The 23892-nt window shown below is 72.1% G+C and carries 19 protein-coding genes; 10 read left to right on the top strand and 9 right to left on the bottom strand.

All coding sequences use genetic code 11. From position 1 onward, the window contains the following. Positions 1–112: 112 nt before the first annotated feature. Together ACFWRO_RS12065 and ACFWRO_RS12060 are read right to left on the bottom strand one after the other, a co-directional pair. A complete protein-coding gene (locus tag ACFWRO_RS12065) occupies positions 113–1000 on the bottom strand; it encodes an aldo/keto reductase (RefSeq protein ID WP_384508105.1) in 888 nt (295 codons plus the stop codon). Then, the gene (locus ACFWRO_RS12060) at positions 1000–1893 is read right to left on the bottom strand and encodes an NAD-dependent epimerase/dehydratase family protein (protein WP_384508102.1); all 894 of its coding nucleotides are present in this window, start codon (positions 1891–1893) and stop codon (positions 1000–1002) included. Before ACFWRO_RS12060 ends, ACFWRO_RS12065 begins: the two co-directional genes overlap by 1 nt. 44 nt (positions 1894–1937) lie before the next feature. Here ACFWRO_RS12060 and ACFWRO_RS12055 point away from each other — a divergent pair, with 44 nt between their 5' ends. Next, complete coding sequence (locus tag ACFWRO_RS12055; RefSeq protein WP_384508099.1) at positions 1938–2480, top strand: Lrp/AsnC family transcriptional regulator; 543 nt, start codon at positions 1938–1940, stop codon at positions 2478–2480. On the opposite strand, the gene ACFWRO_RS12050 is transcribed toward ACFWRO_RS12055, so the two are convergent. Next, positions 2456–3040, bottom strand: coding sequence for a TetR/AcrR family transcriptional regulator (locus tag ACFWRO_RS12050; protein ID WP_384508096.1), 585 nt, complete (start codon positions 3038–3040; stop codon positions 2456–2458). The two genes, ACFWRO_RS12055 and ACFWRO_RS12050, sit on opposite strands and share 25 nt — an antisense overlap. 51 nt (positions 3041–3091) lie before the next feature. Between ACFWRO_RS12050 and ACFWRO_RS12045 the strand changes: the two genes are divergently transcribed. The 3 genes from ACFWRO_RS12045 to ACFWRO_RS12035 all read left to right on the top strand — a co-directional run bounded on the left by ACFWRO_RS12045 (position 3092) and on the right by ACFWRO_RS12035 (position 4461). Further along, positions 3092–3646 carry a GNAT family N-acetyltransferase gene (locus ACFWRO_RS12045; protein ID WP_384508093.1) on the top strand — a complete coding sequence of 185 codons (555 nt, stop codon included), beginning with the start codon at positions 3092–3094 and terminating at the stop codon, positions 3644–3646. A gap of 61 nt (positions 3647–3707) precedes the next feature. Continuing rightward, the gene (locus tag ACFWRO_RS12040; protein WP_384508090.1) at positions 3708–4100 is read left to right on the top strand and encodes a MerR family transcriptional regulator; all 393 of its coding nucleotides are present in this window, start codon (positions 3708–3710) and stop codon (positions 4098–4100) included. Between the two features lie 4 nt (positions 4101–4104). After that, positions 4105–4461 carry a thioredoxin family protein gene (locus tag ACFWRO_RS12035; RefSeq protein WP_384508087.1) on the top strand — a complete coding sequence of 119 codons (357 nt, stop codon included), beginning with the start codon at positions 4105–4107 and terminating at the stop codon, positions 4459–4461. On the opposite strand, the gene ACFWRO_RS12030 is transcribed toward ACFWRO_RS12035, so the two are convergent. Beyond that, on the bottom strand, positions 4458–5372 hold the full coding sequence (locus tag ACFWRO_RS12030; RefSeq protein WP_384508084.1) for an aminoacyl--tRNA ligase-related protein: 915 nt from the start codon (positions 5370–5372) through the stop codon (positions 4458–4460). The two genes, ACFWRO_RS12035 and ACFWRO_RS12030, sit on opposite strands and share 4 nt — an antisense overlap. A 132-nt stretch (positions 5373–5504) precedes the next feature. On the opposite strand from ACFWRO_RS12030, the gene ACFWRO_RS12025 reads away from it, so the two are divergent. Then, positions 5505–7739: a HelD family protein gene (locus ACFWRO_RS12025; RefSeq protein ID WP_384508081.1), complete on the top strand. Its 2235-nt coding sequence runs from the start codon at positions 5505–5507 to the stop codon at positions 7737–7739. Between the two features lie 50 nt (positions 7740–7789). Here the strand turns inward: ACFWRO_RS12025 and glgB are convergent, their stop codons facing one another. From glgB to ACFWRO_RS12000, 5 genes are all read right to left on the bottom strand, one after another. Continuing rightward, entirely contained in the window at positions 7790–10060 is a 2271-nt protein-coding gene (gene glgB / locus ACFWRO_RS12020) for a 1,4-alpha-glucan branching enzyme (protein ID WP_384508078.1), read from the bottom strand. Positions 10061–10388: 328 nt separating this feature from the next. Next, positions 10389–11732 (bottom strand): maltokinase, encoded by a 1344-nt coding sequence (locus tag ACFWRO_RS12015; protein ID WP_384508075.1) that lies wholly within the window; start codon positions 11730–11732, stop codon positions 10389–10391. 241 nt (positions 11733–11973) lie between these two features. After that, entirely contained in the window at positions 11974–13683 is a 1710-nt protein-coding gene (gene treS / locus ACFWRO_RS12010; protein ID WP_384508072.1) for a maltose alpha-D-glucosyltransferase, read from the bottom strand. Further along, complete coding sequence (locus ACFWRO_RS12005; protein WP_384508069.1) at positions 13680–15665, bottom strand: alpha-1,4-glucan--maltose-1-phosphate maltosyltransferase; 1986 nt, start codon at positions 15663–15665, stop codon at positions 13680–13682. Before ACFWRO_RS12005 ends, treS begins: the two co-directional genes overlap by 4 nt. Before the next feature lie 393 nt (positions 15666–16058). Further along, positions 16059–17000 carry an SDR family oxidoreductase gene (locus tag ACFWRO_RS12000; protein WP_384508066.1) on the bottom strand — a complete coding sequence of 314 codons (942 nt, stop codon included), beginning with the start codon at positions 16998–17000 and terminating at the stop codon, positions 16059–16061. 119 nt (positions 17001–17119) lie between these two features. Here ACFWRO_RS12000 and ACFWRO_RS11995 point away from each other — a divergent pair, with 119 nt between their 5' ends. The 5 genes from ACFWRO_RS11995 (at position 17120) to ACFWRO_RS11975 (ending at position 23852) form a co-directional block, all read left to right on the top strand. Beyond that, positions 17120–18100 (top strand): AraC family transcriptional regulator, encoded by a 981-nt coding sequence (locus tag ACFWRO_RS11995; RefSeq protein WP_384508063.1) that lies wholly within the window; start codon positions 17120–17122, stop codon positions 18098–18100. A gap of 142 nt (positions 18101–18242) precedes the next feature. Next, entirely contained in the window at positions 18243–19655 is a 1413-nt protein-coding gene (locus ACFWRO_RS11990) for a 4-hydroxyphenylacetate 3-hydroxylase family protein (protein ID WP_384508060.1), read from the top strand. 106 nt (positions 19656–19761) lie between these two features. Beyond that, positions 19762–21186 carry an MFS transporter gene (locus tag ACFWRO_RS11985; RefSeq protein WP_384508058.1) on the top strand — a complete coding sequence of 475 codons (1425 nt, stop codon included), beginning with the start codon at positions 19762–19764 and terminating at the stop codon, positions 21184–21186. A gap of 168 nt (positions 21187–21354) precedes the next feature. Beyond that, positions 21355–22515: a monodechloroaminopyrrolnitrin synthase PrnB family protein gene (locus ACFWRO_RS11980; protein ID WP_384508055.1), complete on the top strand. Its 1161-nt coding sequence runs from the start codon at positions 21355–21357 to the stop codon at positions 22513–22515. Next, positions 22512–23852, top strand: a complete 1341-nt coding sequence (locus ACFWRO_RS11975) for an FAD-dependent monooxygenase (protein WP_384508052.1) — start codon at positions 22512–22514, stop codon at positions 23850–23852. Before ACFWRO_RS11980 ends, ACFWRO_RS11975 begins: the two co-directional genes overlap by 4 nt. Positions 23853–23892 lie beyond the last annotated feature (40 nt).

Here is a 23892-nt window from a genome sequence, read left to right as displayed (position 1 = left end):
GGACGAGCGCCTGAGAGCGCTCTCAGCAAGCTTTTGTAGTTGGAGACACCGCACCCGTCAATGGGTGCGGTGTCTCCAACCGCTGAAGCCCCGCCGAACGCCCACCGAACGTCTACTGGACGTCCAGCTCCGCCAACTCCCGTGCATCCAGCACCAGTTCGCCCGCCGCAGCCGAATCCCGTACGGTCTCCGGCCTGCTCGCCCCCGGGATCGGCAGGACCGTCTCCGACCGCGCGAGCAGCCACGCGAGCGCCACCCGCTGCGGGCTCACCCCGCGCGCCCGCGCCACCCGGTGGAACCCCCCGAACTCCGGGTCCTCCGCCAGATCCGACGCCCCGTCGAGCGAACTCCGCGAGATCCCGCCCAGCGGGCTCCACGGCAGGAACGCGAGCCCCAGCTCCGCGCAGAGCCGCAGCTCGGCCTCGGAGGTCCGCACGGCGGGGGAGTACCGGTTCTGCACGGAGACGAGCCGCTCGCCGAGCATCTCCCGCGCGAGCCGGATCTGTTCCACGTCCACGTTCGAGATCCCGGCCAGCCAGATGGTGCCCGCGTCCAGCAACTCCCGTATCGCGCCCAGCGATTCCGCGTACGGCACGGCCGGATCCGGCTTGTGGAGCTGGTAGAGCCCGATCGCCTCGACGCCGAGCCGCCGCGCCGACGCCTCGGCCGCCCGCCGCAGGTGCTCCGGCCGCCCGTCCACGGTCCAGCCGCCGTCGGCGGTCCGCCCCCGCCCGCCCTTCGTCGCCACCAGGACGCCCTCGGTCCGGCCACGACCCCCGTACGTGGCCAGCGCCCGCGCCACCAGCAGCTCGCCGGCGCCCGGCTCGCCCCCGGGCGGGTGGTAGGAGTCCGCCGTGTCGAGCAGCGTCACACCCGCGTCGAGCGCCGCGTGGACGGTGGCCAGGGCGCGGGCCTCGTCCGGGCGCCCCTCGATGGAGAGCGGCATGGCGCCGAGTCCGATCGCCCCGACCCGTACGTCTCCGAGCATGCGGTACCGCATCAGCGCGCCCCCAGCGTCTCGGAGAGCGCCCGGCCGAGCCACTCCGAGGAATTCCGGAAGGAGAATCCGAGAGCGGCCGCGCGGGAGTTGTCCATGGCGTACGAGCGGGCGAAGGAGAACGGCGACACCTCGCCGACCTCGACCTCCCGGAAAACGGTACGCCCGCCCACCTGCCGCTCGATCTCCGCACAGATCTCGGCGGTGGTGAGCGCACCGTGGGAATGAGCGTTGACGACCCCGGTGAATTCGGCTTCTGCGACCCACGCCAGAAATTCGGCGATCTCCTCGACATACACATAGGTGGCCGGGTGGTTCACCGCCGGTACGGCGATCGGCTCGCCCGCCCGGATCCGGTCCGCGTAGTGGCCGACCCGCCCCGTGAAGTCGTCCGCGCCGCCGAGCACATGGGCGACCCGGACCGCCGTGTACGGGAACGGGGGCTCGGCCGCGAAGACCGCCTCCGCCTGCCGCTTCCCCTCTCCGTAGTGCGCGTCGAGGAACTCCGGGTCCTCCCAGGGGAGGCCGGGATCGACGGTGACGGTACGCGGGTCGACGGCCTCCTCCCGTACGGGCGCGGTGGAGTCCTCGTACTCGTACACCTCGACCGTCGACGTCATCACATAGCGCCGTGTGCGCGGCCCGAAAACCCGCCGGGCGATGGCGGCCTGGCGCGGGGTGTAGCAGACCTGGTCGACGACGACATCGAAGGTCCGCTCGCCGAGCGCGCTTTCCAGAGCGTCTTCGTCATTCCGGTCGGCGACGATATGAACGACCCCCTCCACGGCGCCGGAAGACCCCCGATTGAGAATGCTGACGGAATGCCCGGAATCCAGCAGACGGGTCGTCAGCCGCTTTCCGAAATAGCGGTTCCCACCGATGATCAGAATGTTCATAGGACAAGTGTTACGTTGGGCGCTCGTCTGCTGAAGGGGGAAACATGGGAGTCCCGGCCGCCGCGCCGAAGGAACCACGGCATCTGCGTCCCGCCGCCAACGAAACCTCGGTAGGGGCCTTCGACCCCATCGACCGGCAGATCCTGGAGCTCGTCCAGGAGGACGGCCGGATCAAGCTCAGCGAGCTGGGCCGCCGCGTCCGGCTGAGCCCGGCGGCCGTCACCGAACGGGTGCGGAGGCTGGAGGCGTGCGGGGCGATCACCGGCTACGGCGCCCATGTCTCCCCGGCCCGGCTCGGCTACGGCATCCAGGCCTTCATCCGGGTGAACCCGCACGGCGGCTACACCCTCAAACACCCCAGGACGCTGGAGCTGACCGCCCGTCCGGAGATCGTCGAGGTCCACCACGTGGTCGGCGAGGACTGCTGGATCCTCAAGGTCGCCGTCACCGACACCATCCACCTCGAAGAGATCCTGGAACAGACCTCAGCCCTGGGTCGCACGACGACCTCGATCGTCCTGTCGTCGCCGGTCGAGCGGAAACCCCTGCTGCCACCGGCCGGTCAGGGAGCGAGCGCGGCCACGTAGTCGTCGAGCAGCTCGACCTGGCGGTCGGGCGGGAAGGCCGGCGGGTCGAGCAGAGCCTGGACGACCAGGCCGAGGGCGAAGGACAGGGCGCCGGCGGCGACGCGGGCCGGGTCGCCGGGCGGCAGCTCGCCGAGCTCCTGTGCCGTGGCGACGGCGTCCCGGAGCCGGTCGCGGCTGCGGGCGTACTTCCCGGCGTAGTCGGCGCGCAGGGCCGGGTCGGCGAGGGCGGTGTCCCAGGAGGAGACCCAGATCCGGTTGGAGTCGGTGGCCTCGGGGGTCAGCGGCAGGATGTCGAGCAGGGCGTTCCGTACCGCCGCGAGGCCCGTCCCCGAGGTGCGCCGGGCGCGGCTGTCGGTGCGCTGTTCGAGCAGGTCGAGGGCGTGCTCAAGCAGGTCGTTCTTGGTGGGGAAGTAGTGGGTGAGCAGGCCGGTCGTCGCGCCGAGCTCGGTGGCGACGGCCCGCAGGGTCAGCCCGCCGAACCCACGGGTGGCGAGCACGCGCCAAACCGCCTCCGAGACTTCGAGTCGGCGGGCCTCGTGGTCCCCCTTGGCGCGTGGCATGCTGCTACTGTACATAGTCGTAACGCTTGTTATGTGAATGGGGTCGCCGCCATGTTCTCCCTCTCCCTCCGGGACAACGCCCTCCTGTGCCCACTGGAGACATGGCACGCCGAGGAGTTCGCCGCCCACATGGACCGGGCGCGCGAGCACATCCGGCCGTGGGTCGGGCAGTCCTTCGTCACCGACAGCCTCGACGGGGCCCGGGCGACCCTGCTCCGCTACGCCGAGCGGCAGGCCGCGGACGGCGCCCGCCTCTACGGCATCTGGCTCGACGGCACGCTCGTCGGCGGCGTGATGTTCACGTCCTTCGACGCGGCATCGGGCGCGTGCGAGGTCGGCTGCTGGCTGGAGCCGGCGGCCGAGGGCCACGGCCTCGTCACGCCCGCGTGCGCCGCCCTGCTCGACTGGGCCTTCCTCACCCGGGGCCTGCACCGCGCCGCCTGGCACTGCCGGGCCGACAACGCGCGCAGCGCGGCGGTGGCCGAGCGGCTGTCCATGGTCCTGGAGGGCGTGGAGCGCGAGTCGTGGCCGTACGAAGGCGTCCGCTACGACACGCAGGGCTGGGCGGTCCTGGCGAGCGACTGGCGAAAGACCGGCCGAGCCTGACGGTCCCTTCGGAGCCGTCGCCCTTGCCTTGACGCCGACGTCAAGGCGTACGTTCGAGCCCATGCGAATCGGCGAGCTGGCCGAGCGGGCGGGAACGACCACGCGGACTCTGCGCTACTACGAGTCCCGTGGCCTCCTGGCCGCCCGGCGCACGGAGAACGGCTACCGCACGTACGACGAGGACGACCTGCGCCTCCTCCGGCAGATCAGGACCCTGCAGGACTTCGGGTTCGAACTGGAGGAGACGAGGCCGTTCGTGGAGTGCCTGCGGGCCGGCCACCCGGCGGGGGACGCGTGTCCCGCCTCGCTCGACGTCTACCGCCGCAAGCTGGCGGAGCTGGACGCCCTCGTGGACCAGCTCCAGGCGGTACGCGCGCAGGTCGCGACGCAGTTGCTGCGGGCCGAGGCGGAACTGCCGGGCGGCCCGGAACCCACATGCGAACTCGGAGGCTGACGCAATGACACACGTGACGGACGTGAGCGACACGGACTTCGACACCGAGGTCCTAGGCGCGCACGCCGACCTGCCGGTCCTGGTCAAATTCACGGCCGACTGGTGCCCCCCGTGCCGCCAACTGACCCCGGTGCTCGAAGCGATCGCGGAGGAGGAACGGGACCGCCTGAAGATCGTCCAGATCAACGTCGACCACAACCCGCAGACGACGATCCGCTACGGCGTCATGGCCACACCGACGTTGATGCTCTTCCGCGCCGGCGAACCGGTGAAGTCAATGGTCGGCGCCCGCCCGAAGCGCCTCATCCTGAAGGACCTGGAGGACGTACTGCCTCCGGCCCGGAGTTCGGCGACCGGCTAGAGGGCGTCCCACAGCGCGGTGCCGTACGACCCCACGATGTCCTCGATCCGGCGCACCGCCTCCTCGGTCGCCAGTGGGGCCAGGCGGCGGCCGTCGCGGAGGCCGCGTTCGACGCAGTGGGCGGCCAGGGCTTCGGCGGCGGGGCGTTCGGACTCCGCGATCGGGAGGGCCACGAGCTGGACGGGGGCCAGCCAGCCGGGGAACGCGCCGCGGTGCGCTTCGAGCAGGTGGGCGACGGCCCGCTTGTCGCTGCCGACGACGCTGCGGTGGACCAGGACCGGCCGGTGCTTGGCGCTGTCGGCGCCGATGTAGCTCAGGTCGAAGCGTTCCGGCTGGTGGAAGTCGATCTGTACGGTCGACAGGGTCGACTCCCGCCCAGCGCCCTCCGCGACCTGCACGTCGATCTTCGGGCCGTGGAACGCGGCCTCGCCCTCGGCGGACTCGTACGGCAGCCCGGAGGCGTCGAGCACCTCCGACAGGAGGGCGACGGAGCGGCGCCACAGCTCGGGCGCGTCCATGTACTTGCCGCCGGGCCCGGGCAGCGAGAGCCGGTACCGCGCCGGCTCGATGCCCATCGCCTCGTACACCCTCCGGATCAGCTCCAGCGCGCCGGCGGCCTCCTCCCGGACCTGGTCCAGGGTGCAGAAGATGTGCGCGTCGTTGAGCTGGATGGCCCGGACGCGGGTCAATCCGCCCAGGACGCCGGAGAGTTCGGAGCGGTACATGGGGCCGAGCTCGGCCATGCGCAGCGGGAGTTCGCGGTAGCTGTGGGCGCGGAAGCGGTAGATGACCGCACGCGTGCCGAACGGCTCCAGCTCGCGGCCGAGTCTGCGGTGGTCGTGCCGAGCCGGTCCGCCGGCGCACGGGGGTTTCGGAATGTACGTCCCGCCCGAATGCGCTTCTCTCCCCATGGCGCACAAAAATACCCCGACTAGAATTGACAGCCGGGGTTATGCATCGCGTATATTTTGAAGTTCCGTGTTCATGAACAGCAAAAACACGGAGAAGTTCACTAAAAGCACTGTATCGCGCCGGGAGTCGAATTGTCAACCGAGGAATTTCGGAAAGAGCAGCAATTCATCGCACAGCTCTACGCACGACTCGACGATCTGAGGGACCGCGCCGAGGCCGCCGTCGGCACCGCGCTCAAGGCGCCCTGGGTCGGCAACCAGGGGCGACTGGAGCGGGACGTGCTGGTGGCCGAGCAGACCGGGGTGCTCGCCGCGCTCGACGCGGGGGAGACCGGGCTCTGCTTCGGGCGGCTCGTCTTCCGGGACGGGCGCGACCACCACATCGGTCGGATCGGCATCCGCGAGGACGACCCGAACCGCACGCCCCTCGTCGTCGACTGGCGCGCCGAGGTCGCGCGGCCCTTCTACCTCGCCACCGGGTACGAACCGATGGGCCTCAGCCGCCGCCGGCACATCACCACCCACGGCCGCGAGGTGACCGCCCTCCACGACGAGGTCCTCGACCTCGGCGACGCGACCCGCACCGGGCACGAGAACCGGGACGCCGACGAGGTCCTCCTCGCCGCGCTCGACGCCGCCCGCACCGGGCGCATGCACGACATCGTGCAGACCATCCAGGCCGAGCAGGACCGCATCATCCGCTCCCCGCACCGCGGCGTCCTCGTCGTCGAGGGCGGCCCCGGCACCGGCAAGACCGCCGTGGCCCTGCACCGCGCCGCGTACCTCCTCTACGCCCACCGCGAGCAGCTCGCCAAGCGCGCCGTCCTCATCGTCGGCCCCAACCCCGCCTTCCTCGGCTACATCGGCAACGTCCTGCCCTCCCTCGGCGAGACCGGCGTCCTGCTCGCCACCCCCGCCGAACTGTTCCCCGGCGTCCGCGCCACCGGTACGGACACCCCGCGCGCCGCCGCCGTCAAGGGCGCCGCCACGATGGCCGACGTGCTCGCCGCGGCGGTACGGGACCGGCAGCAGGTCCCCGAGCGCGGCGCGCCGCTGATCGTCCGGCACGACGACGGCGACCTCGTCATCGACTGGGACATGGCCCTGGAGGCCCGCCACAAGGCCCGCGAGACCGCCCTCCCGCACAACCTCGCCCGGCCCTACTTCGTCTTCAACATCCTCGACGCCCTCGCCGCCCAGCTCGCCGACCGCATCGGCGCCGACCCCTACGGCGGCCCCAACTTCCTCGGCCCCGACGACATCGCCCTCCTCGCCAAGGGCATCGCCGCCAACCCCGAGGTCCACGCCGCCATCGAGACCCTCTGGCCCGACCTCACCCCCGAGGGCTTCCTCGCCGACTACCTCGCCGAACCGACCCACCTCGACAGCGACGAGGACGCGGACGCGATCCGTCGGGAGGAAGGCCCCTGGACACCCTCCGACGTTCCGCTCCTCGACGAGGCCGCCGAGCTCCTCGGCGTGGACGACTCCGCCGCCCGCGCCGCCGAGGAGGCCGAGCGGGACAAGCGGATCCAGTACGCGCAGGGCGTCCTCGACGTCTCGTACGCCTCGCGGACCTACGAGTTCGAGGACAAGGAGGAGCTGGACAAGGACGCCGCCGAGGTCCTGTCGGCGCACGACATCATCGACGCCGAGCGGTTCGCCGAGCGGCACGAGGAGGCCGACCACCGCAGCGCCGCCGAACGCGCCGCCGCCGACCGCACCTGGGCCTTCGGCCACATCATCGTCGACGAGGCGCAGGAGCTGTCCGCGATGACCTGGCGGCTCCTGATGCGCCGCAGCCCGACCCGCTCCATGACCCTCGTCGGCGACCCGGCGCAGACCGGTGACGCCGCGGGCGTCGGCTCCTGGGAGGAGATCCTCGCGCCGTACGTGCAGGACCGCTGGGAACTCGTACGGCTCGGGGTCAACTACCGCACCCCCGCCGAGATCATGGCCGTCGCCGCCGACGTCCGGCGCGAGGCCGACCCGGGCTTCGAGCCGCCCCGCTCGGTCCGCTCCACGGGCGTCGAGCCCTGGCGGCGCGTCGTCGAGGACCCGGTGAAGGAGGCCGCCGACGCGGTCGCCGCCGAGGCGCGCGACGAGGGCCGCCTCGCCGTGATCGCCCCGGCGGACCTCCACCCGGCGCTCACCGCCGCGCTCCCGGAGGCATCCCACGGGCCGGCCCCGGACCTGACCAGGCCGGTGGTCGTCCTCGACCCGCGGCAGGCCAAGGGCCTGGAGTTCGACACGGTCCTGGTCGTCGACCCGGACGGCATCCGGGCCGGCGCCACGCACGGCGTCAACGACCTGTACGTGGCGCTGACCCGGGCGACTCAGGGGCTGGGGATCATCAGCCAGTCCTGAGCGTCAGGCCTGAGCGTCACCCGGGCCCGGGCGCCAGGCCCGACCAGGCGTCACGCAGGCCTGAGCCAGAGCGTCGCCAGCGGCGGCAGGGTCATCCGTACGCTCGCCGCACGGCCGTGGGAGGGCACCGACTCGGTCTTCACCGGGTCGGTGTTCGCCACGCCACCGCCGCCGTACCGCGCGTCGTCCGTGTTCAGGACCTCCGCCCAGGCCGCGAACGCGTCCGGGACGCCGAGGCGGAAGTCGTGCCGTACGACGGGCGAGAAGTTGCAGACCGCGAGCAGCGGCGCGCCCTCGGCGTCGTAGCGGAGGAAGGCGAAGACGTTGTCCTCGGCCGCGTCGCCCACCACCCACTGGAAGCCCTCGGGGGCGGTGTCCCGCTCCCAGAGCGCCGGGGTCGCTCCGTACACCGTGTTCAGGTCGCGGACCAGGTCCCGTACGCCCCGGTGGTCACCGGCCGAGTGGTATGTGTCGTCCATCAGCCACCACTCGGGACCGTGCTCGGCGGACCACTCCGCCCCCTGGGCGAACTCCTGCCCCATGAAGAGGAGTTGCTTGCCCGGGTGGGACCACATGAAGCCGAGGTACGCGCGGTGGTTGGCGCGCTGCTGCCACCAGTCGCCGGGCATCTTCGAGACCAGCGCCTGCTTGCCGTGCACGACCTCGTCGTGCGAGATCGGCAGGATGTAGTTCTCGCTGTACGCGTACACCATCGAGAACGTCATCTCGTTGTGGTGGTACTTGCGGTGCACCGGCTCCTTCGAGACGTAGCCGAGGGAGTCGTGCATCCAGCCCATGTTCCACTTCATGCCGAAGCCGAGCCCGCCGAAGCCGCCGGGGCCGACCTGGTCGGTCGCCCGTGTCACGCCGTCCCATGCCGTCGACTCCTCGGCGAAGGTGACGACGCCGGGGCAGCGGCGGTAGACCGTCGCGTTCATCTCCTGGAGGAAGGCGACCGCGTCCAGGTTCTCCCGGCCGCCGAACTCGTTCGGCAGCCACTCGCCGTGCTCGCGCGAGTAGTCGAGGTAGAGCATCGAGGCGACGGCGTCCACGCGCAGGCCGTCGATGTGGAACTCCTCGCACCAGTACACCGCGTTGGCGACGAGGAAGTTCCGCACCTCCTTGCGGCCGTAGTCGAACTCCAGCGTGCCCCAGTCGGGGTGGGCCGAGCGGCGCGGGTCCTCGTGCTCGTACAGCGGCCGGCCGTCGAACTCCGCGAGCGCCCAGTCGTCGCGCGGGAAGTGCGCGGGCACCCAGTCCATCAGGACCCCGATCCCGGCCCGGTGCAGGGCGTCGACGAGGTACTTGAAGTCGTCGGGGGTGCCGAGGCGGGAGGTCGGCGCGAAGTAGCCGGTGACCTGGTAGCCCCAGGAGCCGCTGAAGGGGTGCTCGGCGACGGCCATGAACTCCACGTGCGTGAAGCCGAGATCGCGCACGTAGGCGGGGAGCTGTTCGGCGAGCTGGCGGTACGTCAGGCCCGGGCGCCAGGACGGGAGATGCAGCTCGTAGACGGAGAGCGGGGCCTCGTGGTGCGGGCGGGCGCCGCGGCTCGCCATCCAGTGCGCGTCGTCCCACTCGTGGTACGAGTCCGTGACGACGGACGCGGTGTTCGGCGGGCACTCGGCGCGGCGGGCCATCGGGTCGGCGCGCAGCGTGTGGGAGCCGTCGGGCCGGGTGATGTCGAACTTGTACGTGGCGCCCTCGCCGATGCCGGGCACGAACAGCTCCCAGACGCCGGTGGCGCCGAGGGAGCGCATCGGCAGCGCCGTGCCGTCCCAGTGCGTGAAGTCGCCGGTGACGCGGACGCCCCGGGCGTTGGGGGCCCAGACCGTGAACCGGGTGCCGGTGACGCCCTGGTGGACCATCGGGCGGGCGCCGAGCGCCTTCCACAGCTCCTCGTGCCGGCCCTCGCCGATGAGGTGGAGGTCGAGCTCGCCGAGGGCGGGCAGGAAGCGGTACGGGTCGTCCACGGGCTGCTCGTCGCCGTCGTAGCGGACCCGGAGCTCGTACGGCGGGATCTTGCGCAGCAGGGGCAGCAGCCCGGAGAAGAAGCCGTCGCCGTCGTCGTGCAGGGGGAGGCGCTTGCCCTTGGCGAGGACGGCGACCTCACGGGCGTACGGGCGCAGGACCCGGATCGCGACGCCGCCGCGGACGGCGTGCGCGCCGAGGTGGGCGTGTGGATCGTGGTGCTCTCCGGCGAGCAGCCTCGCCCGGTCCCCGGGGTCGAGCGGCGGCGCCTTCCGTACCGCCTCCTGGGCGGCCCGGGGGGCGGGCGTCTTGGCCTGGGGCGCTGCCGTCTTGCGAGCGGATCGGGCGGTCACGGGGATGCCTCCTGCAAGGGGGTCGGTAGGTGTGGGGCTGAGCAAATTCGCGCCGGTTCCCACGCAACCGCAACGGCGCGGATCCCGCACAGGACACTCCGCCGAACGGGCTCTGCGCGGCCCTGCGGGTGCGTTCCGCTCATGGGCCCCTGTGCTGCGGGGCCCTTGCGCGGTGCCGGCACTCGGGGTGGGCGGGTGCACGGGGCGGAGGCGCCCGCAAGGGCGCCGTTCCGTTGTGCCCACCCTCCCCCTCGGGCTTCGCCCTGGGGGGACCCCCACCGCCCTGCGGAACGACTGCCCACAACGGCGTGGCGAGGGGGTACGCCGTTCACTCCCCGCCCGCCAAGCGTTCGATCGCTGCCATCGGGACCGGGAGCCAGTCCGGGCGGTTGCGGGCTTCGTAGAGGACCTCGTAGACCGCCTTGTCCGTCTCGTAGGCGCGCAGCAGTGCCGGGTCCTCGCGGGGGTCCGTACCCGAGGTCTCGGCGTAGCCCGTGCAGTACGCCGCCCGGCAGCGGGCCGCCCACTCGGGCGACCAGGGGCGGTGCGTGCGCGCCGCGTAGTCGAAGGAGCGGAGCATCCCCGCCACGTCACGGACCGCTGGCTGCGGGCGGCAGCGCTCGGCGAGCGGCTTCGCCGGCTCGCCCTCGAAGTCGATCACCGACCAGCCGCCGTCCGCCGCCCGGAGCGTCTGGCCCAGGTGGAGGTCTCCGTGGATCCGCTGGAGGTGCCCGGAGCCCTCGCCCGCCGCCGCGAAGACCGACCGGAGCCCCGGTACGTACGGCAGCAGCGCCGGCACCGCCTGCGCGGCCGCGTGCAGACGCTGGTCCATCTCGGCGGCCAGGTGTTCCGTCTGGGTGCGGAGCAGCGCCTCCGTGGGAAGGGCCGTCGCCAGCGACAGGTGCACCTCCGCCGTCGCCCTCCCCAGCGCGTGCGCCTCGGTGGTGAACTCGCGGCCGTCCGCCAGGGCGTCGAGGGCGAGGCGCCAGCCGTCGCGCGAGTCCCGGAGGTACGGCTGGAGGACGCCGAGCGTGCTCGCGCCCGACTCGAACCAGGCCACCGGCGCAGGTACCCGCGCGCACCCCGCGCGGGCGAGCGCGAGCGGCAGCTCCAGGTCCGGGTTCACCCCGGGGCTGACCCGGCGGAAGATCTTCAGGATGTACGTATCTCCGTACACGAGCGAGGAGTTGGACTGCTCGGTGTCCAGGACCCTCGGCGCCAGGGACGCGGGCAGTTCGGTCGTGCCCTGGAACGTCAGCGGGCCGATCCGGCCCGGGGTGCGCAGCCGTTCGTAGAGCAGTCCGGCGAGCCGCGGGTCCCGCAGCCCTTCGTAGACCGCCCGGCCGGCCAGCGGGCCTTGCCGGATCCGCCCGATCAGGGCGGGGGCGAGGCGCGGTGGCAGTTGGGTGCGGACGCCCAGGAGGATCTGGTAGCAGTCCGCCGGTGTGCCCGTCGGGCGGCCTGGTTGTTCCACCCGGACAAGCAGGTGCAGCAGCCCGGGTCCCGTGCCGTCCAGCGGCAGCAGCTCCGTGGCCGCCTCCAGGGTGAATCCGGTGACCCGGCGGCCCTTGCCCGCGAACCAGCGCTGCCGGGGCAGCCATTCATGGAGCAGGGGAGCGAGTGACGGAAGGAGGGCGGCCGGGGCCCGGGTGGTGGATGCGGTCTCCGGCATGGCATCGCGTCCTTTCCCCGGGGGGCGCAGATTCGAGTTCACGTGAATCGAGTTCAAATGCGCAGAGTGTCCCGGATGGCGGCATCGGCTGTCCGGATGTGCGGGACGTGTCGGATGGGGAAGATCCGTATGGGCCCGACAAGAAGGCCCGTATGGACCTGAATCGACTGTGTGTGGGACACAGTGCCCAGGGTGGCGCGGGGGAAACCCGCTCCACCCCGGGCAGTTGGCTGACGAGGCGTCAGGAAGTCGCCAACCGGCTCTTCTTCAGGCGGAACCAGTAGAAGCCGTGACCGGCCAGGGTCAGCAGGTACGGCCACTGCCCGATCGCCGGGAACCGCACCTGGCCGATCAGCTCCACCGGACTCATCCCGTCGAACTGCCGCAGGTCCAGCTCCGTCGGCTGCGCGAACCGCGAGAAGTTGTTCACGCAGAGCACCAGGTCGTCGCCGGACTCCCGGAGGAAGGCGAGCACCGCCGGGTTGGAGGACGGCAGTTCCGTGTACGAGCCGAGCCCGAAGGCCACGTTCTGCTTACGGATCTCGATCATCCGCTTCGTCCAGTGCAGCAGCGAGGACGGCGAGGCCATCCCCGACTCCACGTTGGTCACCTGGAAGCCGTGGACCGGGTCCATGATGGCCGGCAGCGTCAGCCGGCCCGGATCGCAGGACGAGAAGCCCGCGTTCCGGTCCGGTGTCCACTGCATCGGGGTCCGCACCCCGTCCCGGTCGCCGAGCCAGATGTTGTCGCCCATCCCGATCTCGTCGCCGTAGTACAGCACCGGCGAACCCGGCAGCGAGAAGAGCAGCGCGGTGAACAGCTCCATCTGCTTGCGGTCGTTGTCCAGGAGCGGGGCGAGGCGCCGCCGGATGCCGATGTTCGCGCGCATCCGGGGATCCTTGGCGTACTCCGCGTACATGTAGTCGCGCTCTTCGTCCGTGACCATCTCGAGCGTCAGCTCGTCGTGGTTGCGCAGGAAGATGCCCCACTGGCAGCCGTCCGGGATCGCCGGGGTCTTCGCCAGGATCTCCGAGACCGGGGTGCGCGACTCCCGCCGTACCGCCATGAAGATGCGCGGCATCACCGGGAAGTGGAACGCCATGTGGCACTCGTCGCCGCCCGAGGCGAAGTCGCCGAAGTAGTCGACCACGTCCTCCGGCCACTGGTTCGCCTCGGCGAGCAGCACCGTGTCCGGGTAGTGGTCGTCGATCTCCTTGCGGACCCGCTTCAGGAAGTGGTGCGTGGCCGGGAGGTTCTCGCAGTTGGTGCCCTCCTCCTGGTACAGGTACGGCACCGCGTCGAGCCGGAAGCCGTCGATCCCGAGGTCCAGCCAGAACTTCAGGGACGAGAGGATCTCCTCCTGCACCGCCGGGTTCTCGTAGTTGAGGTCCGGCTGGTGCGAGAAGAACCGGTGCCAGTAGTACTGCTTGCGCACCGGGTCGAAGGTCCAGTTCGAGGTCTCCGTGTCGACGAAGATGATCCGGGCGTCCTGGAACTGCTTGTCGTCGTCGGCCCAGACGTAGTAGTCGCCGTACGGCCCGTCGGGATGGGCGCGGGACTCCTGGAACCACGGATGCGCGTCGCTCGTGTGGTTCATGACGAAGTCGATGATCACGCGCATGCCGCGCTGGTGCGCCGCGTCGACGAACTCCACGAAGTCGGCGAGATCGCCGAACTCCGGGAGCACGGACGTGTAGTCGGCGACGTCGTAGCCGCCGTCCCGCAGCGGGGACTTGAAGAACGGCGGCAGCCAGAGGCAGTCGACGCCCAGCCACTGCAGGTAGTCCAGGCGGGAGGTGATGCCCTTGAGGTCGCCTACGCCGTCCCCGTTGCTGTCCTGGAAGGAGCGCACGAGCACTTCGTAGAAGACGGCCCTCTTGAACCAGTCCGGGTCACGGTCCTTGGCGGGCGTGTCCTCGAAGGTGTCAGGGACGGGCTCGTTGACTGTCATGGTGTGGGTGACCCTCCGGTCGACGGGGACGGTCGCAGAGCGAAGACGTGCGCGGGCGTGACGCCCGGCTCGAGGCGCACATAGTTGGCCCTGCCCCAGTGATAGGTCTCTCCGGTGAGCTCGTCGCGCACCGGTACGGTCTCGTGCCATTCGAGGCCGAGTTCCGGCATGTCCAACGAGACCGTGGCCTCCTGGGTGTGGTGCGGATCGAGGTTGGCGACCACCAGAACGGTGTTCGACCCCGAGCGCTTGCTGTACGCGATCACCGCGTCGTTGTCGGTCGTGTGGAAGTGCACGTTCCGCAGCCGGCGCAGGGCCGGGTGGCGACGCCTGACCCGGTTGAGCGTGGTGATCAGGGGCGCGATCGAGGCGCCCGCGCGCTCCGCCGACTCCCAGTCGCGGGGCCGGAGTTGGTACTTCTCCGAGTCCAGGTACTCCTCGCTGCCGGTGCGCAGCGCGGTGCCCTCGCACAGCTCGAAGCCGGCGTACATGCCCCAGGTCGGCGAGAGGGTCGCGGCGAGCACCGCCCGCACCTCGAAGGCCGGCCGGCCGCCCTCCTGGAGGTAGGCGTGCAGGATGTCCGGGGTGTTCACGAAGAAGTTCGGCCGCATGTAGGCCGCCGCGTCTCCGGACAGCTCGGTCGCGTACTCCGTCAGCTCGGCCTTGGTGTTGCGCCAGGTGAAGTACGTGTACGACTGCTGGAAGCCGACCACGCCGAGCGTGCGCATCATCGCGGGCCGGGTGAACGCCTCCGCCAGGAAGATCACGTCCGGGTCGGCGCCGTTGATCTCGCCGATCACCCGCTCCCAGAACACCACCGGCTTGGTGTGCGGGTTGTCGACGCGGAAGATCCGTACGCCGTGGTCCATCCAGTGCCGCAGCACCCGCACGGTCTCGGCGACGATCCCGTCCATGTCCTGGTCGAACGCGACGGGATAGATGTCCTGGTACTTCTTCGGCGGGTTCTCCGCGTACGCGATCGAGCCGTCCGCGCGGTGGTGGAACCACTCCGGGTGCTTCTCCACCCACGGGTGGTCGGGCGAGCACTGGAGCGCGAAGTCGAGCGCGATCTCCAGGCGCAGTTCGCGGGCGCGCGCCACGAAGGCGTCGAAATCCTCGATCGTGCCCAGATCGGGGTGTACGGCGTCGTGCCCGCCCTCCGGGGAGCCGATCGCCCACGGCACGCCGACGTCGCTCGGGCTCGCCGCGAGCGCGTTGTTGGGGCCCTTGCGGTGCGTGGTGCCGATGGGGTGGATCGGCGGGAGGTAGACGACGTCGAAGCCCATCGCGGCGATCGCCGGCAGCCGCTCGGCGGCGGTACGGAACGTCCCGGCGACCGTCCTGCCCCGCACCTTCTTCACGCCCTCCGAGCGCGGGAAGAACTCGTACCAGGAGCCGTACAGCGCCCGCTCGCGCTCGACGCGGAGCGGCAACGCGGGCGAGGTGCTGACCAGTTCGCGCAGCGGGTGCCGCGTCAGCGCCTCGGTGACCTGCGGGGCGAGCGCGGCGGCGAGCCGGGCGGCGGCGGTCCGGGTCCCGTCGCGCAGCGCGTCGGCGGCCGCGAGGACGGCCTCCCGGCCGCCGCCCTTCTTCGGGACGCCCTTCGCGGCCCGCTCGTGCAGCTCCGCGCCCTCGGCGAGGACCAGCTCGGAGTCGATCCCGGCCGGGATCTTGATCTTCGCCGTGTGTCGCCAGGTCGCCAGCGGATCGCTCCACGCCTCGACCGTGTACGTCCACAGGCCCTCGGTGTCCGGGGTGACCTCGGCGCCCCACCGGTCGGTGCCGGGGGCCAGTTCACGCATCGGGATCCAGGGGCCGGGACGGCCGGAGGGGCCGCGTAGTACGACATTGGCGGCGACGGCGTCGTGGCCCTCGCGGAAGACGGTGGCGGTGACCTCGAAGGTCTCCCCGGCCACCGCCTTCGCGGGCCGTCGGCCGCAGTCGACCAGGGGGCGGACGTCGAGAACGGGAATGCGTCCCATGAGCGGATTCACAGCATCACCTGAGGGGGTACGGGGGTGCGGGTGGTGGTGCGCTCTTTGTAGCTCCGTCGACGGCTGGCGGGTTGCGGGCATGGCCGCTCCTGTCCGCGTTCACTCGGATGGCGGGTCTACGGGGTGTACGTACGGGGGTTTGTACGGGGTGACACGGGGTGTACGTACGGGGATGGTTCGGGGGTTCGTGCGGTGCTTCGTGCGAGGGTTCGTGCACGGGTGACACGGGGTTGTACCGGGGGAGCCTTCCACCCACTTCGGGTGGGCAATCCGGCGCTTTGTTAACTACTCGGGCGTAGTCGCGCGGGCAAGCGCCCCGACACGGGAAACCGGCCCCGTCCCTGAAGGGGACGAGGCCGGTTCTCTTCTTGCGGCGGAAGGTCAGCCCTGGGCCGAGGGCGACTGCTCCTCCGCGTCGCCGGACCACACCTGCCACGGCTGGCGGGTCACCCACTCCTCCACGGGGGCAGCCCGCACCCCGAGCACGTCCGCCGAGACCCCGTCGTCGGCCGCGAGCAGCAGCGGGTCGGCGCCCGTCGCCATGTAGTGGTAGATCCCCGCGACGCCCGCCGCCGTCTCCGGGCCGAGCAGCTGGCCGAGCCCGCGCTCGAACACCTCCGGCGCCAGCTGCGTGTACCGCACCGCGCGGCCGAGGCCGCGGCTGAACGCGGCCGCCAGCTCGTCGCCCGTCAGCGACCGGGCCCCGCCGATGTCGAACGTACGGCCCTCCAGGCCCTCGCCGGTCAGCGCCGCGTGCACCGCCTCCGCCAGGTCCCGGTGCGAGAGCCAGGCCGTCGGCGTGGACGCGGGCAGCGGGTAGGCGAGGACGCCCTCGTTCACCAGGGCCGGCCCGTTCCACGGCGAGAACAGGTTGTCCAGATAGACCGGCGGCCGTACGACGACCAGCGGGACGCCGCTGCTGCGCAGCTCCTCCTCGGCGATCCGCCGGGTCTCGAACGCGGCCACCGAGGTCGGGCCCTGCGGGACCCGGGTGTTGGCGTTGAGGACCAGGCGTACGGTTCCGGCCGCGAGGGCCGCGAAGGCCACGTTCCGCGCGTAGGCGCGGATCCGCTCGGGCTCGTACACCAGCGGCAGCGTCACCACCCCGTGCGTCGTCCCCTCGAAGAGCCGCCGCACGTCGGCGGGTCTGGCCAGGTTGCCCGCCACGAACAGGGCGCCGGGCAGCGGCGGCCGGTCGCCCGAGGGGCGCCGGGTGAGCGTCCGCACCCGGTGGTGCCGCTCGACGAGCAGACGCGCGATCGCGCCGCCCTGGAATCCGGTCGCGCCGACGACCGCTACCCGCATCGGTATCTGACTGGACATGTGTCGTGGAGGCCCTTCGGTAGGGTGGGGTGGCGGCTGCCGTGACGTCTCTCTCAGGCTGGCGGCGGCGGCTCACACCGTTCAATTAACAAACCGGGGCGGAAGTTGAAGGATCGTCCATGGACACCGTGGCAACCGACCGTGACGACCGGCGTGAGGAAGACGAGGCCGAGGACCTCCTGAGCGAACTGCTCAAACCGCTGCGGCTCACCGGCGTCTTCGACAGCCGCTGGCACGTCCGCGCACCCTGGGCCATCGAGGGGGACGCCGAGCAGAGCTGTGCCGTGCTCCACTACATCGTCGAGGGCGGCTGCTGGATCACCGGCGACGGCCACCCGCCACTGGAGCTGAACGCGGGCGACCTGATCGTCTTCCCCACCGGCAGCGCCCACCGGCTCTCCGACCGGCCCGACCGGCAGGGCGTGCCGCTCAGAGCCGTCCTGCCCGAACGCAAGCCGGGCACCTCGGGCGAGATCCGCATCGACGGCACCGGCCCGGTGAGCCGGCTGCTGTGCGCCGGTCTCCACTACGACGCCAGCGCGGCGAGCGGGCTCTACACCTCGCTGCCCTGGGCGCTCGTCCTCGACGGCGCCCAGGTCGACCGCGAGCCGCTGCTCCGCGACACCCTGCGGCTGCTCGCCGCCCCGGACCGCCCGGTCGGGCCCGGGGACCGGCTCATCACCCTGCGCGCCTTCGAGATGGCCCTCGTCCTCGCGCTCCGCCCGCTGTTACGCGAGCTCGCCGACAACCCGACCTCGCTGCCGCTGCTCCGGCATCCCGGGATCAGTCAGGCGGTGGTGATGATCGCGACCCGGTTCGCCCAGCCGTGGACCATCGACTCGCTCGCCCGCGAGGTCGGCATGTCCCGCTCGGCGTTCACGGCCGCCTTCCGCGAACTCGTCGGCGAGTCCCCGGCCCGCCACCTCACCTCCCGCCGCATGCAGGAGGCCGCCCGCCTGCTCTCCGAGACCTCCCTCCCACAGTCCGCCGTCCCCTCCCGGGTCGGCTACCAGAGCGCGGTCGGATTCCACTTGGCGTTCAGGAAATGGTTCGGGATGACACCGGGGGAGTACCGAGCGGGCATGTGCCACGCCGCCTGATCCGTACAAATGCCGCGTGAACGCACGGAGGCTGGCCGGTTCTTAAGGACAGCTGGACGGACGTTCATTGCCTTGTGCGTACCGGCCATGAAGGCTCGGGACCGGCAGTCAGCCGTGACGTACGAGGAGAGGCGATACCACCGTGACGAGGTCCGGGCAGGAGTATCTGGAGGCGCTGCGTGACGGGCGCGAGGTCTGGCTCGACGGGGAGCAGATCAAGGACGTCACCGCGCACCCCGCCTTCCGGGCCACCGCGGCCTCCTTCGCCGGGCTCTTCGACCTCGCCCACGACTCGGCGCACAGCCCGGCGCTCGTCTCGGGCGGGGTGCACCGGGCGTACGCGATACCCCGTTCCTATGAGGACCTGGTCGCCCGTCGGTCGGCGTACAAGGTGTGGGCGGAGGCGAGTTACGGGTTCCTCGGGCGGACCCCCGACTACATGGCCTCCGGTGCCGCCGGGTTCGCCGCCGCGTCCGAGGTGTTCACCACCGACGGCTTCGACGGCTCCGAGAACGCGCTCGCCTACCATCGGCGGCTCGCCGAGGGCGGGTTGTACGGCGCCTTCACCATCACCGATCCCGCCTGCGAGGGCGTGCGGGTCGTGGGCGAGCGTGACGGCGGGATCGTCGTGCGGGGGGCCAAGACCATCGGCACCGGGGCCGTCTTCGCCGACGAGATCCTGGTGGGGACCATCGAGCCGCTTCCGGCCGAGGCCGTCGACCGGGCCGTGACCTTCTCCGTGGCGGTCGACACTCCCGGTCTCAAGCTCGTCTCCCGTACCTCGTACGAAGGCAACGCCCGGTCCGTCTTCGACGCGCCGCTCTCCTCGCGGTACGACGAGAACGACGCGTTACTCGTCTGCGAGGACGTGTTCGTGCCTTGGGAGCGCGTGCTGACCTACCGGGACGTGGCCGCCACCGGTGCCATCTGGTGGGCGACGCCCGCCTATCTGAACTTCACGCACCAGTCCTCGACCCGCTTCTGGACCAAGCTGGAGTTCCTCACCGGTCTCGCCATCCTCCTCGCCCGCTCGAACGGCACGGACAAGGTCCCGCAGGTCACCCAGGCCATCGGACGCCTTCTCGGCATGGTCGCCCAGGCCAAGGCGTTCGTCCTCGGCGCGGAGGCGTCCTGGGAGCCGGTCGCCGGCGGGCGCGGTGGGGTGCGGCCCGGGCAGGAGATCTCCTTCGCGCAGCGCATCATGGCCGGGGAGATCTATCCGCGGGCCGTGGCCGACATCAAGCTGCTCGCCGGTGGCGCCCTCCTGCAGACCCCGGCCAGCGGGCGCGAGCTGCTCCATCCCGAGCTCGGTCCGCTGATCCAGCGGTACGTCCGTACGCCCGGCGACCCGGCCGAGGACCGGCTCAAGCTGCTCAAGCTGGCCTGGGACGCGCTCGGTTCGGAGTTCGCGGGCCGCCACGAGCAGTACGAGCGCTTCTACCAGGGCGCCCCGTACGTCTATCTGACGATGCAGACCTGGGCGGGCGCCGCCGATGCCTGCGAGAGCCTGGCGCGCACCTGCCTGGACGGGTACGACCTGGGCACGAAGAAGTGACGGCGTGTCGGATGTCCGCGACTCGCATGCCCGCGCGAGGTGAGCCGGATCCCGGCTGGCATCGGCGCCCGGCCGTCTCGTACTGCCTTTCCGTGGGGGCCGCAGCGTGAAGGCGGACCGCGTCCCCCGCGGCGCCCTCCCGCTGCTCGCCGCCACCCAGCTCCTGCTGATCCTCGACACCGCGATCGTCAACGTCGCGCTGCCCTCGATAGGGGAGGACCTCGGGGCGGGGTCCGCCGATCTGTCCTGGGTGGCCAACGCGTATCTGATCGCCTTCGGCGGCCTGTTGCTGCTCGGCGGCCGCGCCGCCGATCTGCTGGGCCACCGCAGCGTGTTCCTCGCCGGGCTGGGGCTGCTCGCCGCCGCCTCGGCGCTCGGCGGCCTCGCGCCGCACGCGGGTGTCCTGGTCGCCGCCCGGGCCGCGCAGGGCGTCGGGGCCGCGTTCGCCGCGGCCGCCGCCTTCGCCCTGCTGCTCGTCCTCTTCCCCGACGGGCCCGCGCGGCACAAGGCGCTCGCCGCCTTCGCCGCGATGGGTGGCCTGGGCGGTGTCCTGGGCACCGTGCTCGGCGGCGTCCTCACCGACCTCCTCGGCTGGCGCTCCACCCTCTGGCTCAACGTCCTCGCCGCACTGCTCCTCGGCGCCCTCGTGCTGCGGCTCCTGGACGGGCGTACGACACCGCCCGAGGACGGCGACCGCTTCGACCTCGCCGGCGCCCTCACCGTCACCGCGGGGCTCGCCCTCGTCGCGTACGCCCTCGTCGGCGCCGCCGGGCAGGGCTGGGTCTCCGCGCAGACCCTCGGCTCGGGCGGCGCAGGGCTGCTGCTCCTCGCCGTGTTCGCCGTCGTCGAGACCCGGACCCGCCGGCCCCTCGTGCCGCCCGCCGTCCTCGCCCGCCCCGCGCTCCGGCTCGCCAACGTCCTCAGCGCCCTCGCCCAGATGACGCTGTTCCCGATGTTCTTCCTGGTGAGCCTCTATCTGCAGAGCGTCCTCGGGTACGCGCCCCTCGGCGGCGGCCTCGGTCTGCTGCCGCTCTCCCTGGTCGTCGTCGCGGTCGCCCCGCAGGCCGGCCGGATCATCTTCCGGCTCGGGCTGACCCGGACCATGACCCTCGGATTCGTGCTGCTCAGTGCCGGGACGGTGTGGCTCGCCCTGGCGCTCCGCTCCGACGGCACGTTCCTCACCACCGTCCTCGCGCCCAGCCTGCTCCTCGGCGCGGCCCTGCCGCTGGTCATGGTCACCACCAACGTGGCGGCCACCGCCGACGCGGCCCCCGAAGAGACCGGACTCGCCTCCGGACTCGTCAACACCGCCCAGCAGTTCGGTTCCGTGCTGGGCCTCGCCGTCCTGGTGGCCGTCGCCACCACCCGTACCGAATCGGCCACCGCGGCCGCCCAGACCGACGGCTTCCGGGCCGCTCTGCTCGTCGGCGGGGCCTTCGCCGCCGTCGCCGCGGTGATCTCCCTACGCTTGCGCCTGCCCACGCCGACCCCGGCGCCGCCACGCCCGGGACGCGTGACCGAACCACGGTGAGCACGGTGACCACGTAGACCCGGCGAGTGAGCCGAAGGGCGTCGTGGGTGTCGCACCGGAAGACCGCGCGCAGGTCCCGAGGAACGAGGGGCCCGCGCGCGAGCGACCGACGACGTCCGCGCGAGGCGCCCGGAGGCGAACGAGCCCCGAACCGGAGGGGGCATTCCGTTGGCCCTGTACGACCTTGTCGCGCCACGGCTGGAGGAACGCGGCGACCCGCGTTACCGCATAGCCGACATACGCGCCGCCGACCCGCTCGGCGCCGACGCACTGCTGGCGGCGGTGCCGGGGATGAACGAGCGCGGCGACGCGGCCGCGCTGACCGTAGCCCTGCGGGCCCTCGTCCCGGACCGCGAACTGGCCGCGGAGTGGAGCGTGATCGACGCGCTCGCGGCCATGCGCGACCTCGGCCTCCTGCTCGGCTCGCTGAAACGCCACGGCGTACAGCCCGTGGCCGCCGTGCCCGAGGTTCTCCCCATCCTCGAACTCCTGGGCCGGCGCACGGACATGGTGCCGCGCGACACCGTCCACCACTACACGACGTGGAACCCGCTCGGCCCGCGCCAGCGCATGTACACCGGCGACGCCATGGAGGCCCGGCTCCAGGACGCCGTCCGCATGGCGTTCCCGGGCCTCGTCGCCGCCCTCGACAGCAGCGCGCGGCTCGCGACGCTCGAACCGTACGACCCCGGCTTCGCGGTCGCGCTCGACCGCACCGCCCACCACGTCCAGTCGATCGTCGACGCCATCGACTTCACCGTCGCCCACGTCAGCCCGGAGTACTTCGCGCTGACCCTGCGGCCGTACTTCGAGGAGGTCGAGATCGACGGGCGCGCCTACCTCGGCCCGGCCGCCGCCCAGGTCCCGCTCTGGCTGGTCGACCTGACGCTCTGGCAGTGCGACCGCTCCGACCCGGCCTACGACGCGTTCCTCGCCGAGTCCGTCCAGTACAGCCTGCCGTCCTGGCGCGCCTTCCACGCCCGGTACGCCGGCGGGGTGTCCGCCGTCAGCAAGCTCTCGGCCGCCGTCAGCTGGGAGAGCGGCCACCGGCTTCCCCCGCAACTGGCCGCCTCCGCCCTCGCGCTCGGCCGGGTCCTGAAGATCCTCAAGACCTTCCGCGCCCGCCACATCGGCATCGCCCGCAAGGCCTACGCGGAGGACGTCCGGCTGTACGAGGAGGGCAGCGGCGGCGCGCCCGTCGCGCTGCTGCGCTCGATACTCGACCTGACCCGGGACAACGACACGCTGGTACGGCGCGCGGCGCAGGGCGCGTTGGGGACGCCCGGTCACGGCGCGCACGCCGCCGCGCAGCGAGGGGGGATCCGATGACCCTCCCACCCCCGTACCCCGGCGGCGGGCTGCTCCACGTGGTCGTCGCGGGCGGCGGCATCGCCGGGCTCACCGCGGCCCTCGCCCTGCACGCCGCCGGATTCGACCGGGTCACCGTCGTGGAGTCCGTCCGCGAGAGCCGGTCCGTCGGCGCGGGCCTCAACCTGATGCCGCCCGCCGTCCGCGAGCTGGACGCCCTCGGCCTGCTGCCCCGCCTCGAAGCCGGGGCGCTGCGCACCCGCGAACTGCGCTACTACCACCGCTCGGGCGGCCTGATCTCCCGCGAACCCCGAGGCCTCGGCGCCGGCTACCGCTGGCCCCAGCTCTCCGTCCACCGCGCCCACCTCCAGCAGGTCCTGGCCGACGCGGTACGGGAACGGCTCGGCGCCGCCGCCCTGGTGACCGGCGTCCGGGTGACCGGCGTGGAGCCGCTGCGCGACGGCCGCCCCCGCATCCAGCTGGTCCACCGCGACGGCGCCGTCCGGGGCCGGGCCTCCCTCGAACCGGACGTCCTCGTCGGCGCCGACGGCATCCGCTCGGCGGTCCGGGCGGCGCTCAACCCCAGGGAGGGCGCCCCGCCGTGGAACGGGACGCTGATCTGGCGGGGCGTCTCCCGGCTGCCCGCCCGGTCCGTCGGCACCTTCATGCTCATCGCGGGCGACGACCGGCAGAAGGCCGTCGTCTACCCGATGAGCGGGCCCTCGGGCCCCTTCCGTGAGGTCCTCGTCAACTGGGCGCTCGCCCGGCCCGCCGACGAGACGGACGACCGGTACCTCGGCGACTGGAACCGGCCGGTCCCTGTCGAATCGTTCCTGCACCATTACGAGGGCTGGGAGTTCGCCGGCATCAGCGTCCCCGACGTGCTCCGGGCCGCCACCGCCGCCCACGAGTACCCCATGGTCGACCGCGAGCCGCTCGCCCGGTGGACCCACGGCAGGACCACCCTCATCGGCGACGCGGCCCACGCCATGTACCCGATCGGCTCCAACGGCGCCTCGCAGTCCATCCTCGACGCGCGCGCCCTCGCGCACTCCCTCGCGCTCCATCGCGACCCGGCAGAGGCCCTCGCCGCCTACGAAGCGGCCCGCAGGCCCGTCACCACCGAACTCCAGTGCGCGGGCCGACGGCTCGGCCCCGAGGTCGTCATCGACCTGGCGCACCAGCGGGCCCCGCACGGCTTCACCGACATCCACCAGGTGATCCCCGCCGCCGAACTGGCCGACATCGCCGAGCGCTACGCCGCCACCGGCGCCGCCGATCCGACCACCGTCAACCTGGGCTCACCGTACGAAGTGAAGCCCGGCGGCCCGGCACTTCCGGTCGGCGCGCCGCGCTGACGCCCCTCCCGGGCCACGGCACCACCCCCGCGCGCCGTGG

This window comes from Streptomyces sp. NPDC058579 (genome assembly GCF_042718575.1).
Lineage (GTDB): Bacteria > Actinomycetota > Actinomycetes > Streptomycetales > Streptomycetaceae > Streptomyces.
Note: the sequence above shows the minus strand (reverse complement) of the source record. Positions and strands in the feature narration are given on the sequence as shown.

Excerpts from the sequence above, each read along its gene's own strand:
- ACFWRO_RS12000 (WP_384508066.1), bottom strand. The coding sequence starts at position 17,000 with ATGTCCAGTCAGATACCGATGCGGGTAGCGGTCGTCGGCGCGACCGGA.
- ACFWRO_RS12035 (WP_384508087.1), top strand. The coding sequence starts at position 4,105 with ATGACACACGTGACGGACGTGAGCGACACGGACTTCGACACCGAGGTC.
- ACFWRO_RS12060 (WP_384508102.1), bottom strand. The coding sequence starts at position 1,893 with ATGAACATTCTGATCATCGGTGGGAACCGCTATTTCGGAAAGCGGCTG.
- ACFWRO_RS12050 (WP_384508096.1), bottom strand. The coding sequence starts at position 3,040 with ATGCCACGCGCCAAGGGGGACCACGAGGCCCGCCGACTCGAAGTCTCG.
- ACFWRO_RS12040 (WP_384508090.1), top strand. The coding sequence starts at position 3,708 with ATGCGAATCGGCGAGCTGGCCGAGCGGGCGGGAACGACCACGCGGACT.
- ACFWRO_RS12065 (WP_384508105.1), bottom strand. The coding sequence starts at position 1,000 with ATGCGGTACCGCATGCTCGGAGACGTACGGGTCGGGGCGATCGGACTC.
- treS (WP_384508072.1), bottom strand. The coding sequence starts at position 13,683 with ATGACAGTCAACGAGCCCGTCCCTGACACCTTCGAGGACACGCCCGCC.
- ACFWRO_RS12055 (WP_384508099.1), top strand. The coding sequence starts at position 1,938 with ATGGGAGTCCCGGCCGCCGCGCCGAAGGAACCACGGCATCTGCGTCCC.
- ACFWRO_RS12045 (WP_384508093.1), top strand. The coding sequence starts at position 3,092 with ATGTTCTCCCTCTCCCTCCGGGACAACGCCCTCCTGTGCCCACTGGAG.
- ACFWRO_RS11975 (WP_384508052.1), top strand. The coding sequence starts at position 22,512 with ATGACCCTCCCACCCCCGTACCCCGGCGGCGGGCTGCTCCACGTGGTC.
- ACFWRO_RS12030 (WP_384508084.1), bottom strand. The coding sequence starts at position 5,372 with ATGGGGAGAGAAGCGCATTCGGGCGGGACGTACATTCCGAAACCCCCG.
- ACFWRO_RS11995 (WP_384508063.1), top strand. The coding sequence starts at position 17,120 with ATGGACACCGTGGCAACCGACCGTGACGACCGGCGTGAGGAAGACGAG.
- ACFWRO_RS12005 (WP_384508069.1), bottom strand. The coding sequence starts at position 15,665 with ATGGGACGCATTCCCGTTCTCGACGTCCGCCCCCTGGTCGACTGCGGC.
- ACFWRO_RS12015 (WP_384508075.1), bottom strand. The coding sequence starts at position 11,732 with ATGCCGGAGACCGCATCCACCACCCGGGCCCCGGCCGCCCTCCTTCCG.